This is a genomic window from Curtobacterium sp. MCBA15_005, assembly GCF_001864855.1.
In the GTDB taxonomy this organism is placed as follows: Bacteria; Actinomycetota; Actinomycetes; order Actinomycetales; family Microbacteriaceae; genus Curtobacterium; species Curtobacterium flaccumfaciens.
Genome location: NZ_MJGL01000031.1, coordinates 1 through 247 on the forward strand (window position 1 = coordinate 1; position 247 = coordinate 247).

General features: G+C 75.3%; 1 protein-coding gene. It reads right to left on the reverse strand.

The window, feature by feature from the left end; all coding sequences use genetic code 11:
- Nucleotides 1-60 precede the first annotated feature (60 nt).
- A partial coding sequence (locus BIU89_RS18585) for a hypothetical protein (protein ID WP_175475022.1) occupies nucleotides 61-247 on the reverse strand: 187 nt, incomplete at its 5' end.

The window sequence follows — 247 nt, forward strand, 5'->3', positions numbered from 1 at the left end:
GGGAACGACGAAGCGCCGCCGAGCGGACTCGGCGGCGCTTCGTGGTGGTGCTGGTGGGACCTAGGCCGCGAGGGCCATCTCGCCTGCCTGCACGGACTGTGCCTGCAGCAGGGTGCGGCTGGCCTCGCCCGCCCAGGAGCGGCCCGGGACGGTCCAGCCGGCCTCGCCGACGGCGTCGAGCCGGGTGCCCCGGGTGACGAAGGTCCTCAGGTGGTCGGCCGCGATGCGCACGAGGTACTCGCGCTGC